Here is a 15,519-nt window from a genome sequence, read left to right as displayed (position 1 = left end):
GTTCAGGGTTTATTGGATTTTTCCATTTTCATCATAGTTACTTATGTTATGTAGTTGTTCTTGAAAATTTATGTAGTTTGATTACATTTTGCTGTGGTAGTATTTCAAAATGTAGATGTTCTTGATCTGGTGGCTTTGTTGGGAAGTCGTTTTCGGCCAGTAAGTAACACTGCAACAGTAGTTCATAATAAATTTGGGGACAAAACACCATGCAAGTATCTGCATACAAACCACGCCTGTCGTTCTGGCAGTTGTGGAATATGAGTTTCGGTTTCTTTGGCATACAGTTTGGTTTTGCTCTGCAAAACACCAATACCAGCCGCATCTTTTCTACCCTGGGTGCGAACCCGGATGAACTGGCCCTGTTCTGGTTGGCGGCACCGATTACAGGCTTGCTGGTGCAACCGGTCATTGGCTATCTGAGTGACAATACCTGGCATCCTTTCTGGGGCCGCCGCCGTCCCTTCTTTTTTATCGGTGCGATACTGGCATCAATTGCGATGTTCCTCATGCCTAATTCCAGCGTCTTGTGGATGGCTATTGCCGTGTTGTGGATGATGGACAGTGCCATCAATATTTCCATGGAACCTTTCCGTGCCTTTGTCGGTGACAAGCTTGATGTGTCCCAGCAAACTGCTGGCTTTGCCATGCAGACTTTCTTCATCGGTTGCGGTGGCGTGATTGCTTCTTTACTGCCTACGATATTTACGGATTACCTGGGTGTCAGCAATGTGCCTGTGAACGGTGCGATACCTGATACTGTGCGTTATTCCTTTTATTTCGGTGGTGCCATATTTGCCTTGTCCGTGATGTGGACGGTATTCACCAGTAAAGAAATTCCACCAGCCGATATTGAAAAATTCAAGCAGGAGCGCAAGAACAACCAGGGCATAGGCAAAGCGGTCAGCGAAATTCTTGGTGGCTTCACCAAAATGCCCAAGACCATGGTGCAACTGGCGCTCGTGCAATTCTTTACCTGGGTCGCCTTGTTTGCCATGTGGGTATATACCACGCCTTCGATAGCACAAACTGTTTTCCATAGCAGCGATGCGCAGTCAGCGGCTTTTCAGGAAGGCGGCAACTGGGTAGGCATCATGTTCGCCGTGTATGGTGGCGTTTCTGCACTCGCTGCTTTCTTGTTGCCTGTGCTGGCAAAAAAGACCAGCCGCAAATTTGTGCACATGCTTTGCCTGGTGATAGGGGGTGTCAGCCTGATGAGTATTTTTCTGATCTCATCGAAGCAAATGCTGCTCTTGCCCATGGTGGGTGTGGGCATCGCCTGGGCTAGTGTGTTGACCATGCCGTATGCAATTCTGGCGGGTGCCTTGCCAGCGAACCGCATGGGTTACTACATGGGCCTGTTCAATTTCTTTGTGGTGATACCGCAGATTATTGCCGGTGTTGTACTGGGGGCGATCATGAAGAATTTTTTTGATAACCAGTCGGTCAAGGTATTAATGCTCGGTGGTGCCTGCATGGTGCTGGCAGGCTTGTTGACTTTGCTGGTCAAGGATGAAGCTGTAGAAGCTTCATCCAGCGTGGACAAGACGGCAGTTAATGCCGCAGCAATTTAATCTGGGCATCAGCCGGAGTCTTCTCATGCAAGCAAAAGCAATCAGGCTCGGTCTGGCAGTGTTGCTGGCCGCGTCTTGTAGTTCCATGTCACTTGCCGCACCAAAGTTAAAAACAGCCCAGCCTTTTTTCTGGGAAAATGCCACTGTCTATTTTTTACTGACAGACCGTTTTCATAACGCCAATCCAAGAAATGATTTGGCCTATGGTCGTAAAAATGATGCAGCACCTCTGCGTGGCTATGCAGGTGGCGATCTGGCTGGCATTACGGCAAAAATCAAATCTGGTTATTTCAAAGACCTGGGTGTCGATGTCATCTGGCTCACGCCGCCGGTAGAGCAAATCCATGCGGGTACGGATGAGGGGACTGGCAAGTCTTATGGCTTTCATGGTTACTGGGCCAAAGACTTCACGCGTGTCGATGCCAACCTGGGTACAGAAGCTGACATGCGCGAGTTTGTCGATACTGCACATGCGCATGGCATGCGGGTTTTGCTCGACGTAGTTATGAATCATCTGGGCCCGGTTACGGAGCAAGACCCGGTCTGGCCGGATGAATGGGTCAGGACATCACCAACCTGCACCTACAAAGATACTGCGACTACCGTCAGTTGCACCCTCGTCAAAAACTTGCCTGACATACGCACCGAGAGCAAGGCAGATGTCGCGCTTCCTCAAGTATTGGCAGATAAATGGAAGGCAGAAGGCCGCTACGATAAGGAAGTCAAAGAGCTTGATGCATTTTTCCAAAGTACTCACCTGCCTCGTGCGCCGCGTTACTACCTCATGAAATGGCATACCGACTGGATCAGAAAGTATGGTGTCGATGGCTTTCGTGCTGATACTGCCAAACATACTGAGCCAGAAATCTGGAAAGAACTGCATGGCCTTGCCAGTGCAGCTTATGAAGACTGGAAGCGTGCCAACCCCAAAAAGAAACTGGGCAATCAAGCCTTCTTCATGACCGGTGAAGTGTATAACTATGCACTGGCTCACGGCCAGGATTTTGATATGGGTGGTGGCCAGACCGTCAATTTTTACCAGAACGGTTTTGACAGTCTCATCAATTTTGGTTTCAAGTCAGATGCCAATAAGCCCTATGAAGCCCTGTTCAATGATTATGCCACGCGTCTGCACGGACCTTTGGCAGGGTATTCGGTACTCAATTACATCAGCTCGCATGACGACGGCGGGCCATTTGATCTCTTGCGCCAAAAGCCTTTTGAATCAGCCAATAAACTCTTGCTGAGCCCTGGTGCTGCGCAAATCTATTATGGCGATGAAACCGCGCGCTCTTTGAATGTCGCTGGTGCGCAAGGTGACGCGACTCTGCGCTCTTTCATGAACTGGGATGAGCTGGCAAACAATGCCAGCCGGGATGGTTACCGGATTGCCGATGTGCGCCAGCATTGGAGCCGTCTCGGTGTGTTCCGGCGTAGTCATCCTGCCATAGGTGCCGGCCTGCATGAAAAACTCGCAGATGCACCTTATACCTTCAAGCGCACTTATGAGAAAGATGGCATTAGCGACAAGGTAGTGATTGCACTGGAGATCCCGGCGAACAGCAATCCCGCCATCAGCGTCGGTGGCGTGTTTGCCGATGGGCTGAGACTGCGTGACTATTACTCTGGCAAGACCGCCACAGTCGTCAAAGGCAAGGTGCAATTCAATAGCGGCTTGAGCACGGTATTGATCGCGCCTTAGTCTGCTCAAAAAATGATTTGAGACACATGAAAAAGACATCCACAATCAAACTGAATATCCTTGCGGCAGCAATCCTGTCATTGGCAAGCACAGCGCAGGCGCAAAATTCTGCGCGCACTATCGTGTCAGTCAACAAACAGGCTGACCATCTGGAAATCAAGACCAATGATGGCCGCTATATCCTGAAGCCGTATAGCGACAAGATCATGGAAACCAGTTTTATTCCTGCTGCTGAAAGATTCAATCCAGCTTCGCATGCAGTTGTCTTGTTGCCAGCGCGCGTCAAGACCAGTTTCAAGGAGACCGCGAGCAGTATTCAATACCTTGCCGGTGACATCAGTGTGAAAATCACCAGGTCACCGCTGCAGATTGCCTATGCTTACAAGGGCAAACCCTTGCTGTCAGAAAAAAATGGCTATAGTAAAACGGCAGAGGCAGAAGTGCTGGACTTCAACCTCGATGCCAATGAAGCCCTGTATGGTGGCGGCGCGCGCGCACTTGGTATGAACCGTCGCGGCAATCGCCTGCCTTTATACAATAAGGCACACTATGGCTATGAAGAGCGTTCAGAGCAAATGAACTTTGCCATGCCGCTGGTATTTTCATCGAAGATGTATGGCATACACTTTGACAATGCGGCTATCGGCCATCTTGATCTCGATAGCAAGAAAACCAATGTATTGACCTATGAAACTATCAGTGGCCGCAAAACCTACCAGGTGATTGCCGGCGACAGCTGGGCCGACATCGTCAGCAATTACACCAGCCTGACCGGGCGCCAGCCTTTGCCGCCGCGCTGGACTTTCGGCAATTTTGCCAGCCGCTTTGGTTATCACAATGAAGCAGAGGCGCGTGGCATACTGGATAAATTCCGCGCAGAGAAAATCCCTGTCGATGCCATCATCTTTGATCTGTACTGGTTTGGTAAAGACATCAAAGGCACCATGGGTAATCTTGAATTTGATAAAGACAGCTTCCCTAATCCCAGGGGTATGATTGCTGACTTTGCGCAGCAAGGCATCAAGACTGTACTGATTACCGAGCCCTTCATCTTGACGACTTCAAAAAGATGGCAAGAGGCAGTGGACAAGAATGTGCTGGCGACAGACAAACAGGGCAAGCCTTTTACTTATGATTTTTATTTCGGCAATACCGGGCTTATCGATATCTTCAACCCACCCGCGCAAGACTGGTTCTGGTCACTCTATAAAGACTTGAAGAATATGGGTGTCGCTGGCTGGTGGGGTGATCTGGGTGAACCGGAAGTCCATCCATCTGCCTTGCAGCACAAGACAGGTAGTGCTGACGAATTGCATAATATCTATGGTCATCAATGGGCCAAAATGATTGCTGAGGGCTACAAGAAGGATTTTTCCAATCAGCGACCTTTCATACTCATGCGTTCCGGCTATTCAGGTTCGCAAAGACTGGGCATGATACCGTGGTCGGGCGATGTCAATCGCACCTGGGGTGGCTTACGCTCGCAGCCAGAAATTGCCTTGCAAATGGGCATGCAGGGCATGGCTTATATGCATTCTGACCTGGGTGGTTTTGCCGGTGCCAATCTGGATGATGAGCTGTATGCGCGCTGGCTGCAGTATGGCGTTTTCCAGCCGGTATTCCGCCCGCATGCGCAGGAGGAAGTAGCATCCGAACCGGTCTTGCGTGAGCCAAAAACCAGGGCGCTGGCCAAGGCGGCCGTAGAATTGCGTTACCGCATGTTGCCCTACAATTACACCCTGGCCTTTGACAATAACCAGCAGGGCTTGCCTTTCATGCGCCCACTGTTTTATGCTGAGCCACATAACCAGCAATTACTGAATGTTGCTGACAGCTATCTATGGGGCGACAGCTTCTTGGTACATCCGGTGTTGAAGTCCGGTGAAAAAGAGGCGAGCGTGTATTTCCCGGCAGGCAGCAACTGGTTTGATTTTTATACCGGGCAGCAATACCAGGGCGGCAGTATTGCATCCGTTGTCGTGACTGAAGATCACATCCCCGTGTTTGTACGTGGTGGTGCTTTCGTACCGATGACGCAAGTCGTGCAAAACACGCGCGATTACTCCAGCAAAAAAATCGAACTCCACTATTATCATGATGCGACCCTGAGCAGGGCAGCCGGCAAGCTTTATGATGATGATGGTGAAACAGCACAGGCCTATGAAAAAGGTCGCTACACCTTGATGCATTTTGACAGCACGGTGAAAACCCAGGTGTTGAGCTTGCGTCTGACAGCACAGACCGGTAAACATGAACCGGCGGTGGACAGGGTGGTAAGCATGCAAATCCATCACCTCAACAGCAAGCCTGTGCAGTTGCTGGTGCAAAACAAAGTCAGTACTTTTAGCTGGGATGACAGCAAAAAATTGCTGAGTTTTGATGTGGAATGGAGAAAGAATACCAGGGCAAACATCAATATCGAGTTGAATAAATGATATTGCTGCCGACATTACCCGGCATTCTGTACGCTCAGTACTAAGCCGACAAAGGGGTTTTTGCCAGGTTTTACCCTGAAAAGTGCAGGGTTTGTGGTAAATTGCGACATTGCTCTGGCTATGAAAATTTGGCAACACGCCCTGGCAACAGAGGTGAAATAAAGACAGGTTAAATAAAGACAGCATGACGACAGAACACGCACTTGTAGAACATGGCAGCGCGGCGGGCTTTTCTGGTGGCCCACGCCTTTTGGCAGATATTGGTGCTACCCATGCCCGTTTTACCCTTGAATCTTCACCCGGCGTATTTGAAGCAGTGCGCGTTTTTAAGTGTGATGACTATACAGGCATCATCCCCTTGTTGCGTGAATATGTGTCGGGTAATCCTGGCGTCAGGATTCATCATGCCGCATTTGCGATTGCCAACCCTATCGATGGCGACCAGGTCAGGATGACCAATCGCGACTGGGCGTTTTCGATTGAAGATGTGCGCCGTGAATTTGGTTTGTATACCCTGCTGATCGTCAATGACTTTACTGCACTGGCGATGTCCTTGCCAGGCTTGCAGGCCAGGGATGTCATGCAGGTTGGAGGCGGTGTGCCGGTGGCAAAATCGGTGATAGGTGTATTGGGGCCTGGCACCGGGCTTGGCGTTTCTGGCCTGATTCCGACTTCCGACGGTTTTGTGACCTTGGGCAGTGAAGGCGGCCATGTCAATTTTGCTCCTGTCGACGAGAGGGAATATGCAATATTGCAGTTTGCCTGGAAAGAATGGCCGCATGTATCGGCAGAGCGTCTGATTTCTGGCCCTGGTCTTGAGTTGATCTACCGCGCCCTCGCGGACCGCAATGGTAAAAAAATCAAGGCACTGGCTGCGCAGGATATCATGCGAGGTGCATTGACGGATGCGGACGCCTTGTGCCTGGAAGCTCTGGAATGCTTCTGTGCCATGTTGGGCAGCTTCAGTGCCAACCTGGCGGTCACGCTTGGTGCTTTCGGTGGCATCTATATCGGTGGCGGCATCGTGCCGCTAATGGGGGACTGGTTCAAGACCTCCTTGTTCCGTACCCGTTTTGAAGCCAAGGGTCGTTTTTCCAGCTACCTGGCGCAAATCCCGACCTTTGTCATTACTACGCCCAATCCGGCATTTTATGGAGTATCGGCCATCCTGTCGGAACACTTGCGTGGCCGTAGTGGCGACAGTTCATTGCTGGACCGCATACAGCAAATCCAGGCTGAGCTGACACCAGCAGAACGCCGTGTTGCTGTTCTGGTGCTGGAAAATCCGCGTACCGTCCTGAATGAAGCCATTGCCGAGATCGCTCGCCTGGCTGACGTCAGTCAGCCCACGGTCATCCGCTTTTGCCGGTCCCTGGGCTTTTTGGGGCTGGCTGACTTCAAGCTGAAATTTGCCAGCAGCCTGACCGGCACGATACCTGTGCGCCATAGCCAGGTACGCATGAGCGACAGTACCCATGACCTCAGTGCCAAGGTGATCGACAATACCGTATCGGCAATTCTCAATTTCCGTGATCAGCTTGATGTGCGTTCGCTGGACCAGGCCATCGCCCTGCTGCGCAAGGCCAATAAGGTCGAGTTCTATGCTATGGGCAACTCGCGCGCAGTGGCGCTGGATGGCCAGCACAAGTTTTTCCGTTTCCGCATCCCCACGGCGTCGTATGGCGACGCGCATTTGTTCTCCATGGCGGCAGAGCTGCTCAACCCTGGTGATGTGGTGATCGTGGTGTCCAATTCCGGCAAATTGCCTGAATTGCTGAAAGCCGTGGATGCCGCCCGTAATGCCGGCGCCGACGTGATTGCAATTACGCCAAATCAATCGCCGCTGGCAAAAAAAGCCACAGTCTGCCTGGCGGTCAATCATACGGAAGACAATGCCACTTTCTTGTCGATGATTTCCCGTATATTGCAATTACTGCTGATCGACATTATTGCTGTCGGGCTGTCAATTGATGCACCTGATGAAGGTACAGCAAATGCTCTTGCCAATGGCGATGAAGCCAGGCGCAAGGAACTATCACGCTTCAGTAATTTGCTGATTTCCCACCTCGATAGCTGATGGGCGATGTTGCCGGTGAGCCGGCAGGTAAGCTTATAGTCAAGGCTTCACAAGATATCGGGCAACTGATATCTTGTTTATCTTTGATCCTGTCCAATAAGCATGCTGTCTTTTTCTCCGCTGATGTTGATCGATGCAGGCTTGCGCGGCACCTTGCTGGCGCTGCTTCTGCTGTTGTCCATTATTTTATTGCGTGACCGTCCGGATCTGGTGGTTGTCAAGGCTGGGGTAGCGCTTTGTCTTGGTCTTTGCGTGCAGGTCTTCAGTTCAACCCCCGCATTTGAAGAAGTCGTGCCAGCTGTGTGGCAGGTTCCCCTGATCGCTATTTCCGTTGCCAATGGCGTCTTGTTCTGGGTGTTTGTGCAAGCCTTGTTTGACGATGATTTTCGGTTCAGGCCCATACATGGCGTTAGCTGGTGTGTAGTGATGGCCCTGACCTTGTTCAACTGTCTCGTTGTTGCAGGAAGCGCCAGCATCTTTGCACCTGCCATGATGGGCGTGCAACGCGGTATTCCATTGCTGTTTGCCATCCTGGCAGCCTGGGCGGCGGCCAGAAGCTGGCGCACCGACCTGGTGGAACAAAGACGGCGTTTGCGCGCTTTTATTGTTGTCACCGGTGTTGCTTACACCTTGATTTTCATGATTGCACGTCTGGGTGGACAGCATGGCCGGCTGACAGCGACATCAGCCCTGGCAGATGTGTTGATGTTGCTCGGCATTATTGCGGTGATCACTTACAAGATATTGATGCTGGGTAATCTGGAATTGTTTCCGGCTCTGCACAAACCGCCTGCGCCAGATACCAGTGTTACTGATATCGATATTATGCAAGTTACCAGAGTATCAGAAAAAAACCTTGAAACCGACGCGGCTGATACCCATCACCTCAACGCTTTGCAGACATTGATGCAGGCCGAGCATTTGTATCGCAGTGAAAATCTGAGCCTGGCCAGCCTGGCAGCCAGGATGCAGCTGCCTGAGTATCGCCTGCGCAGATTGATCAATCAGGCACTGGGTTATCGCAATTTTAATTCCTACATCAATGCCTTCCGCCTGGCAGAAGCCCGTACCGCCTTGACAGATCCGGCCCGGCGTGAACTGCCGGTGCTGACGATCGCATTAAGTTCGGGCTTTCAATCGATAGGGCCCTTCAACCGGGCTTTCAAGGCAGCCACAGGGCTGACCCCGACAGAGTTCCGCAAACAAAATATGGCCGAATCCTGAAATCGGCTAGCCGGATTCTGAAATTTACAGACTCTGGCGAGACATCGTTCTGTTTCAACTGCACAGTTAGGCTCACCAAAAACCTGGTCTTTGGTTTTAATCATGACATGGAGCCTGACTTATGTACCCTCTGGATGTATTATCCTTTTCCTTAACTATGACTGACTTGCGCAAGCTGGTGACCGGTTTTCTGCTGGTTTTTTCCAGCCTGCTTGCGAATGTGGCGGGGGCGGCGGTAGGCCTTGCAGTTATACCGGCCAGTGCCACGGATGGACGTATCACCTTGTATTACCCGACAACTGCAACGGAGCAACCGGTAAGGCGCGGGCCATTTGTCCTTAGCCTGGCCGAACAGGCTGAACCCATGCCAGGCAATAATCGGCTGATCATCATCTCTCATGGCTCAGGTGGTTCACCCTGGGTCTATGCTGACCTCGCCCGGACTCTGGTGGCAGCCGGATTCATCGTTGCCCTGCCAGAGCATCACGCCGACAATTATAGGGATGACAGCAATCCCGGGCCTGCAAGCTGGGTGCTGAGGCCAGCCGAAGTGTCACGCGCCATTGATGCTGTTGGTCGTGACCCGCGTTTTTCCTCCTTGTTTGATATCAATAAAGTGGGGGTGTATGGCATGTCAGCTGGCGGCCATACAGCCCTCAGTATGGCAGGCGGTCGCTGGTCGGCTGCCGGTTTTAAACAGCATTGCGAAGCCAATATAGCTGATGATTTCCAGACCTGTGTGGGTTTGATTACCCGTTTAAGGGGAAACATATTCGATGGTTTGAAGAAATGGCTGGCCTTACAAGTGATAAGTCATCGCTTCAGTGACATCACCATGCATGAACACCACGACCCACGGGTGCTTGCTGCGGTTGCTGGTGTACCAGCGGCTGCCGATTTTGATATGGCGACTTTGGCCAACCCACCTATCGCACTGGGACTGGTCACTGCACAGCAAGACCGCTGGCTGATACCTCGTTTTCATAGCGACAGGGTATTGCAGGTGTGCAAAACCTGCGAACACATCGCCGACCTGACAACAGCAGGGCATGGAGCGTTGCTATCACCTCTGCCACCGAATTTGACTGGCCTGGTCGGGGATATGCTCAATGATCCGCCTGGTTTTGAGCGCAGCCAGATGGCTGAAGTGGACAAGAAAATCAGTGATTTTTTTGAACGTCACTTATTACCAAGATAAATCGTTCAAAAACGTTGTGCAAGCAATTGCTCATTGGGAGTTGGGGGTTATTTGTTCAGCAAATAATTGAAACTGAATGAAACCCTGTCTGTGTCCGTCAGGTTTGCCCCTACTCTATGGAATACATCAGACCGGAACAAGACCAGCTTGCCGACTTCAGGCTGAATGATGTAGTTTTCAAATTGCTTGTAGTGCATGTCGACGGGAAAAATCGCCAGGTCGCCGTCATGCTGATTGGTACTGAAATAATAGGCGCCGCTAATCGGCAGGCCCTCGACGTTTCTTTCGTGATTATGCCTTTCCTGGTAGCCGAATTTCTTGGTGACATTGATCCAGCTCTGGGTGTATTGATGATCTATTTTCCAGTCTTTGTCCCGGCGGGTTTTATGTACAAACTCCAGGATGCTGTCTTCCACGAATTTTCTCAATGCATGCAGGTGAGCATGGGCAAAGATGTTTTTCTCCCTGTCAAATGAGCTCAGCACATTATCCCCCCAGGCATGGCTGAGCAGGCGATTCATCACGTCCTTGTGTTGCAAGACTTCTTCATTGATACGCAGGATGGTTTCATGGTCGGCTTGTGAAATGCCAACCAGGGTAGGAAAAAGTACTTCGATATCCATGACTTTTCACCTTCAGTGCCAGGTAAGGAAAGTCATGATGGTAGTGTAAATCGGCGAGTTTGTGTGTTTTGTACCCGCCTTATTGGTCAGGTTCCCTGCTGGAACCTGATTTCCATTCCCGGGAAATCTGCATGCACAAAATTCAGCAGAGCCCTGGCGATACCTTGCTCCCTGAATGCCGGTTTCACATACAGGACGTGGACCTGGATTTGTCTTTCACAGTCATTGACGCTGCAATCGAGTGCGGCGACATGCTGCTTGTCCAGGTAGGCATTGAACAGGATGTTGCATTGACTGGTTTCACTGCATTGTTTGCAGATGGTGAGTGAGTCTGCAATATTGCAGCAGGGTGTCGAGGTATCCATCTTGGTAGCCATTATGCACTTGCTCCCCATAGGTAGTGCGCACCCAATCCAAACAAGCCAATAAAAAAGCAGCGCTTGAATAACAAGGGTTGCAATTTCTTGCGCAGGCATTGACCCAATTGCATGCCAAGCAGCGCTGGCAGCAGTGCAAATAAAGAACTGCCGGCGACATGCCAGTCCAGGCTACCAGCACTCGCCAGTTTGACGGCCAATGCCAGGGTGGATACGGTAAAGCTCAGGCCCATCGCCTGTATCAGGCTGTCTTTGTCGAGATTTAATGCCTGTAAAAACGGTACGGAAGGCATAACAAACACGCCGGTCGTAGCGGTCACCATGCCTGTCAATGTGCCTGTCAGGCTGGACAGTCCGGTTTCCAGTCTCGTCGGCACATTCCAGTGTATTGATGCCAGGCCCATTGTTGCATAGGCGATCAAAGCCAGACCCAGGCCCAGTCCTGACCAGGCAGCATTGATTTTGTGAAATAGCAAGGCAGACAAGAAGGTACCCGCACAGATGCCAAGCAACATGGGGCTCAAGCGGCGCAGCAGCAAGATCAGTTGCGGGCCGCGACCCAGTTGCCAGATATTTGTCAAAAGCGAAGGCACGATCAATAAAGCCGCTGCCTCCATGGCAGGCATGGACAGGCTGAGCAAGCCGATCGCAATCGTAGGCAGGCCCAGCCCTATGACGCCCTTGACCATACCCGCCAGGATAAAGACAAGCACAACCAGCAGGTAATGCTGGTTGCTGGCGAAAAGTTGTGGCAGGTTTTCCATATAGACAGTTTGCCATTACCTTGATTAACTGAAAATGTGGAATATACGCAGTCAGCCTTCGGATTATACTGAGGCTATGTCGAGAAATATTGGAAACAGGCTGCCATTGCGCGCTTCATCTGGCCAGCTTGAGGTCGCGTTCTTGTTACCCAACCGGATTTGCAGGAGCTGTTCATGCGTTTTGATCTGATTGATTTGCAGTTATTCCTGAACGTTGCCGAAGCAGGCAGCATCACTCTGGGGGCTGAGCGCAGCCATCTGGCACTGGCGTCAGCCAGCGCCCGTTTGCGTGGCATGGAAGAGCAGCTTGGCGTATCGCTCTTGATACGCAAGCGCCGCGGTATTGAACTCAGTGATGCAGGCCGCAGTCTTTTGCACCATGCCCGGCTGTTGATGCAGCAGATGGAAAGAATGCGTGGCGACCTGGCTGTCTATGCCAAGGGATTGAAAGGACAGATACGCCTGTTATGCAATACATCAGCCCTGACCGAGTTTTTACCGCAGGCGCTGGCGACTTACATGCATGCACATCCCCATGTGAACATAGAAGTGGAAGAACGCCTGAGCAACGACATCGTCCAGGCATTGATGGATAACCAGGCTGATATTGGTATCGTGGCCGACACCGTCAATTGCAGCGGACTCCAAAGCTTCCCGTTTCGTCACGATGAATTGGTCGTGGTAACTGCGCATCAGCATCCGCTGACTACTATGACAGATGGTGATGGCAGGGTAAATTTCATGGATTGCCTACACCATGATTTTATTGGATTGGCCGGCGACAGCGCGCTACAGCAATACCTGAATGAGCACGCTGCCAGACTGGGCCAGCGCCTGCAGTACCGGCTACGCCTGCGCAGCTTTGATGGCATCTGTCGCATGGTGGAAAGTGCGGCCGGCATTGCCATCATTCCTGAAAGCGCTGCCTTGCGTTATGCAAAAATCATGCAGATTCGGCATTTGCGCCTGAGTGATATGTGGGCGGTCAGGCAATTGCTGATCTGTGTCAGGCAATATGATGAGCTGTCGGCCCATGCACGTGAACTGATTAGTATGATCAAGGCTTGATTTTGAAGAAAAAATCCTTGTTAGAATGAGCATGACTTAAACTTTGCAACTATTGCAGAAAGTGCTTGATGAACAATCTTGATAATTGGGAAGAGAGGTTGGCCAGCTTGTGGGGTAGCCTTGATAGTCTGGAAAAAACTGATTTCATTACGCGCATGGATGCACTGACTGCAGAATTGCCGCCAGATGCTGCCATCGCCAGTTTTGAGCGTGGTGCCGCGCGCGATTCCTGCGGTTATCCGGAATTGGCTATTCCTCTGTATCAGGCGGCACTGGCGGCAGGATTGACCGGTCTGCGCCGTCGGCGGGCGGTCATACAAATGGCCAGCTCTACGCGCTATCTTGGTAATCCGCAGCGTGCAGCAGATTTGCTGACAGCCGAATTGCAAGAGGGCGGCGATGAACTGGATGGAGCCGTAAGAGCCTTTCTCGCACTGGCACTGGCCGATCTTGGACGGGAAAGAGAAGCACTGGCGATCAGCCTGACTGCGCTGTCAGGTTATCTGCCGCGCTACAATCGCTCGCTGGCGAATTATGCGCAGGCTTTGCATAAGAGTGATGCCTCTGGCAATGGCTGAATGCACAGTTTTGGGGCGGTTAGGGCAGTTCTTGTTACAATGAGGTTTGCCAGTCTTTTTTCTTCTTGTCCATGTCCGTTTCAAACTCGTTCTTCAAAGCTGTCAATGCCGTCAAAAGCAAACTGAATCCCAGGCAAGTACAGGCATCTGCCGTACCACAGATAGCTGCTGATCCGGCATTGATGCAGATGTTGTCAGAGATATTAAGCAGCGAAGGTATTGCATCAAGCTGGCAAGGCAGTTATCTGTCTCTGCCAGAGGGCCTGGTACTGGCGGCCGAGCCGGTTGAAGTTGTGAATCTGGCTGAGGACAAGTTCAGGACCTGTACCCGCATCCATGTCAGTCACGCCAGCCTTTTCCCACAAGGGCTAAGCGAATATCAGCATGCCATGGGAAGTACGGAGATGCTCGCCTTGACTGAAGGTTTTCGTACCTGGGTCAGGATGGATTTACTGGTGCTGCTTGACGCCACCCGTGAATCACCGAAAGACTGTACGGTCATAGAAATGAACATAGCCAGTGAAGCTGACCTGGCTGATGGCAAGCCCATGTTCAGGCAAGTGATACTTGGGCCAGTGGCACACCTGGCCAGCTTGCCGGAGCCGAAGAAAAAAGAAGAACACCCGTTTTGCCCCTGTTGCCTGTTTACCGAGAGCATGCCTGCTTTCCACGAGGTATTACAGACCAGCCATTTTCTTGGTGTACGACTGTTTGCATCGCGCGATAATGAGGGGCAACTGGCAGCAGATTGCCGTGTCAATGGGGAAGATTTTTTGCCCGCCGTTGAACACTTGAAACAGTACGCAGGAAAGTGGCCAGACCGGGGCCTGGAATTTCGCAAGCAATATATAGTCATCAGAAGCAGCAGTAATAGTGTCAATCAGGTAGCAAATGCACAGACGGGCTGATGCCTGGATAATGCCTTCAAGGCGCAGGACCTATTTAACATCCACAATGAGGAATGATATGTATCGTAGCTATTTCAAAGGTCAATGGAGTGAAGGCAATACCCCTTTGTTTGGTGCCATGGACAATGCTGTCTGGCTGGGTTCATCCGTATTTGACGGCGCACGTTCCATACGCGGTATGACGCCGGATTTGCGCCTGCATCTGAACCGCGTCATACAGTCGGCAGATCGCCTGGGTTTGCAGTGCCCCTATAACGTCGATGAGCTGGAAGCACTGTGCCGTGAAGGTATTGCACTTTTCCCCGCCGATGCAGAACTCTATATACGCCCGCTGGTATTTGGTACTGATGGACTGGTTGTGCCCGAGCCTGCTGCGTCCGGCTTTGCATTGACTTTGTTTGATGCCGCCATGCCGCCTTTTGCCGGCTTCTCTGCCTGTTTGTCGAGCCTGCGTCGCCCTGATCCCAGCATGGCGCCTACCGACGCCAAGGCATCTTGTCTCTACCCCAATTCGGCCAAGGCCTTGCGTGAAGCAAAAGAGCGTGGCTTTGATAATGCCGTGATGTGTGACATTCATGGTCAGGTCGCCGAGTTCGCGACAGCCAATATCTTTTTTGTGACACCAGAGAATGAAATTGTCACGCCGGCGGCAAATGGCTGTTTTTTGTCAGGCATCACCAGAGCACGCGTCATCGCCCTGCTGAAGGAGGATGGCAAACAGGTATCTGAACGCTCAGTCAAACCAGAAGAATTGTTGACTGCGAAAGAGATTTTTAATACCGGTAATTATGCTAAAGTCACACCATGCACACGCTATGAAAATCGCGAATTGCCGATAGGTGAAATCGCCACCCGTGCACGTGACCTGTATTTTGCGTTCATGGAAAACAACAAGTAAAAAAAGCGCTGTCATCACGCATCATAAAAATCAGAAAAGAAAAAGGCAGGGAACTGAACAAAGTCACCTGCCTTTTTTACATCCTGGAAAAAA

At 51.2% G+C, this 15,519-nt stretch carries 13 protein-coding genes; 10 read left to right on the top strand and 3 right to left on the bottom strand.

Annotation, left to right across the window (positions count from 1 at the left end; genetic code table 11):
* The first annotated feature begins 209 nt into the window (after positions 1 to 209).
* From LZ463_RS12845 to LZ463_RS12820, 6 genes are all read left to right on the top strand, one after another.
* The gene (locus LZ463_RS12845) at positions 210 to 1,574 is read left to right on the top strand and encodes an MFS transporter (protein WP_241456145.1); all 1,365 of its coding nucleotides are present in this window, start codon (positions 210 to 212) and stop codon (positions 1,572 to 1,574) included.
* A 25-nt stretch (positions 1,575 to 1,599) separates the two neighbouring features.
* Complete coding sequence (locus LZ463_RS12840; RefSeq protein WP_241456144.1) at positions 1,600 to 3,276, top strand: alpha-amylase family glycosyl hydrolase; 1,677 nt, start codon at positions 1,600 to 1,602, stop codon at positions 3,274 to 3,276.
* 26 nt (positions 3,277 to 3,302) lie between these two features.
* Entirely contained in the window at positions 3,303 to 5,711 is a 2,409-nt protein-coding gene (locus tag LZ463_RS12835; RefSeq protein WP_241456143.1) for a glycoside hydrolase family 31 protein, read from the top strand.
* Between the two features lie 184 nt (positions 5,712 to 5,895).
* Positions 5,896 to 7,788 (top strand): glucokinase, encoded by a 1,893-nt coding sequence (locus LZ463_RS12830; RefSeq protein ID WP_241456142.1) that lies wholly within the window; start codon positions 5,896 to 5,898, stop codon positions 7,786 to 7,788.
* A 102-nt stretch (positions 7,789 to 7,890) separates the two neighbouring features.
* The gene (locus LZ463_RS12825; protein ID WP_241456140.1) at positions 7,891 to 9,012 is read left to right on the top strand and encodes a helix-turn-helix domain-containing protein; all 1,122 of its coding nucleotides are present in this window, start codon (positions 7,891 to 7,893) and stop codon (positions 9,010 to 9,012) included.
* Positions 9,013 to 9,169: 157 nt separating this feature from the next.
* Positions 9,170 to 10,210, top strand: coding sequence for an alpha/beta hydrolase family protein (locus LZ463_RS12820; protein WP_241456465.1), 1,041 nt, complete (start codon positions 9,170 to 9,172; stop codon positions 10,208 to 10,210).
* 47 nt (positions 10,211 to 10,257) lie between these two features.
* Here the strand turns inward: LZ463_RS12820 and LZ463_RS12815 are convergent, their stop codons facing one another.
* The 3 genes from LZ463_RS12815 to LZ463_RS12805 all read right to left on the bottom strand — a co-directional run bounded on the left by LZ463_RS12815 (position 10,258) and on the right by LZ463_RS12805 (position 11,974).
* Complete coding sequence (locus tag LZ463_RS12815) at positions 10,258 to 10,833, bottom strand: putative 2OG-Fe(II) oxygenase (RefSeq protein ID WP_241456138.1); 576 nt, start codon at positions 10,831 to 10,833, stop codon at positions 10,258 to 10,260.
* 86 nt (positions 10,834 to 10,919) lie between these two features.
* The gene (locus tag LZ463_RS12810; protein ID WP_241456137.1) at positions 10,920 to 11,210 is read right to left on the bottom strand and encodes a GNAT family N-acetyltransferase; all 291 of its coding nucleotides are present in this window, start codon (positions 11,208 to 11,210) and stop codon (positions 10,920 to 10,922) included.
* Entirely contained in the window at positions 11,210 to 11,974 is a 765-nt protein-coding gene (locus LZ463_RS12805) for a sulfite exporter TauE/SafE family protein (protein WP_241456135.1), read from the bottom strand. Before LZ463_RS12805 ends, LZ463_RS12810 begins: the two co-directional genes overlap by 1 nt.
* Positions 11,975 to 12,148: 174 nt before the next feature.
* Here LZ463_RS12805 and LZ463_RS12800 point away from each other — a divergent pair, with 174 nt between their 5' ends.
* From LZ463_RS12800 to LZ463_RS12785, 4 genes are all read left to right on the top strand, one after another.
* Positions 12,149 to 13,042: a LysR family transcriptional regulator gene (locus LZ463_RS12800; protein WP_241456134.1), complete on the top strand. Its 894-nt coding sequence runs from the start codon at positions 12,149 to 12,151 to the stop codon at positions 13,040 to 13,042.
* A 68-nt stretch (positions 13,043 to 13,110) separates the two neighbouring features.
* A complete protein-coding gene (locus LZ463_RS12795) occupies positions 13,111 to 13,620 on the top strand; it encodes a tetratricopeptide repeat protein (protein ID WP_241456133.1) in 510 nt (169 codons plus the stop codon).
* A 71-nt stretch (positions 13,621 to 13,691) separates the two neighbouring features.
* Positions 13,692 to 14,528 (top strand): DUF6348 family protein, encoded by an 837-nt coding sequence (locus tag LZ463_RS12790; RefSeq protein WP_241456132.1) that lies wholly within the window; start codon positions 13,692 to 13,694, stop codon positions 14,526 to 14,528.
* A 58-nt stretch (positions 14,529 to 14,586) separates the two neighbouring features.
* Positions 14,587 to 15,426 (top strand): branched-chain amino acid aminotransferase, encoded by an 840-nt coding sequence (locus tag LZ463_RS12785; protein ID WP_241456131.1) that lies wholly within the window; start codon positions 14,587 to 14,589, stop codon positions 15,424 to 15,426.
* Positions 15,427 to 15,519 lie beyond the last annotated feature (93 nt).

The sequence above is a fragment of the Undibacterium paludis genome, from assembly GCF_022568815.1.
GTDB lineage: Bacteria > Pseudomonadota > Gammaproteobacteria > Burkholderiales > Burkholderiaceae_D > Undibacterium.
Note: the sequence above shows the minus strand (reverse complement) of the source record. Positions and strands in the feature narration are given on the sequence as shown.